Origin of the sequence: Nonomuraea sp. NPDC049400, from assembly GCF_044466425.1 — a bacterium.
GTDB lineage: Bacteria > Actinomycetota > Actinomycetes > Streptosporangiales > Streptosporangiaceae > Nonomuraea.
The window spans coordinates 1-1,771 of sequence record NZ_JBITMP010000148.1 but is presented as its reverse complement, the minus strand read 5'-3'; the positions used below and the strand labels follow the sequence as shown (position 1 = coordinate 1,771).

The 1,771-nt window shown below is 66.2% G+C and carries 1 protein-coding gene; it reads left to right on the top strand.

The window, feature by feature from the left end; genetic code table 11:
- Positions 1–58 precede the first annotated feature (58 nt).
- Entirely contained in the window at positions 59–1,753 is a 1,695-nt protein-coding gene (locus ACIBVN_RS60810; protein ID WP_397152029.1) for an ISAzo13 family transposase, read from the top strand.
- Positions 1,754–1,771: the final 18 nt, after the last annotated feature.

The window sequence follows — 1,771 nt, the reverse complement described above, 5'->3', positions numbered from 1 at the left end:
CTAAGGGCCTGCAGAGGAATAACCCGTAGCTTCCGGAGATGTCGATCGTTGCTGTGGTATGGGCGTGGCGGCAGAGACGGTGACGATGCTGGCGGCGAAGTTCGAAGCGGTCTTTCCGCATCTGGATGAGCGGCAGCGGCGGTTGCTGCTGGGAGCCGAAGCCCGCGCGTTGGGACATGGCGGGATCCGGGCGGTGGCCAGGGCAGCCGGGGTTCGCGAGGCGACGGTATCGGCCGGGGTGCAGGAATTGGAGTCGGGGCACGAGCCGCTGGGTCGGGTGCGTCGCCCTGGTGGTGGGCGCAAGCGGGTGGCCGATCTCGATCCGGACCTGCGTCCGGCGCTGTTAGCTCTGGTCGAGCCGGACATGCGCGGCGATCCGATGTCACCGTTGCGGTGGACGACCACCTCGACCCGCAAGCTCGCCGCGGAGCTCACCCGGCAAGGGCACAAGGTCAGCGCCGATACCGTCGCCGATCTGTTGCGTCAGGAGGGGTTCAGCCTGCAGGCCAACACCAAGACCTTGGAAGGCAAGCGGCATCCGGATCGCGACGCCCAGTTCCGCTACATCAATGAGCAGATCAAGCAGTATCAGGCGGCTGGGGACCCGGTGGTGAGCGTCGATACGAAGAAGAAGGAACTCATCGGCGCGTTCAAGAACGCCGGGCGGGAATGGCGCCCTGCCGGCCGACCCGTCGCGGTGGCCACCCATGACTTTCTCGATGCGCAGCTGGGTAAGGCCATCCCGTACGGCGTCTACGACCTGGCCGCCGATAGCGGCTGGGTCAATGTCGGCACCGACCACGACACCGCCGCGTTTGCCGTGGAGTCCATCCGCCGCTGGTGGAACGGCGCCGGCCAGAGCGCTTATCCAGACGCCCGCCGGTTGCTGATCACCGCGGACGCGGGTGGCTCGAACGGATACCGCACCCGCGCGTGGAAGGCAGAACTCGCCGCGCTGGCCGCCCAGACCGGCCTGGCCATCACGGTCTGCCACCTGCCACCTGGCACGTCGAAATGGAACCGCATCGAGCACCGGTTGTTCTGCCACATCACGATGAACTGGCGAGGCAGGCCACTGACCAGCCACGAAGTCGTCGTCCAGAGCATCGCCGCAACCACCACCACGACTGGGCTCACCGTGCACGCCGAACTAGACACCGGGCAGTACCCCACCGGCGTCACCATCAGCGACGCTCAACTGGCCGACCTCCCCATCACCAGCCACGACTGGCACGGCGACTGGAACTACACCCTTTTACCGGCATGGCCGACAGCCACCGAGGTCACCCAGGTCTCCGAGGTCACCGCCACGGCACTACCACGTGACCGAGACGACCATGCCTGGCTGACCCACCCCACCCTGACCGGCCTGCACCAGCACGAATGGGACCAGCTCATCGACCGGCTGACCCTCCTGCGACATACACAGCGAGAAGCCGACCTGCACCGTCAACGCGGTGGCCCACGTCAAGTAGCGGCAGGGACCGGCCGCCACCCCTCCCTCACTCTCCCCGAACGCCTTCTGATCACTGTCTTGCACCACCGTCTCGGCCTGCCCCAAGCGGTCCTGGCCGAACTGTTCCAGGTCACCCTCATGACGGCCAACCGAGCAATCCGCCAGATCCGGCCCCTGCTCGAACAGGCCGGCTACACCATCGCCCCCGCCCCCAAACGCCTCTACTCCGCAGCAGACCTCATCGCCTACGCCATGAGTACTGGCGCCGTTCCGAACAAGATCAACTCGGCGTGTTAATTCTCTGCAAGCCCTAAG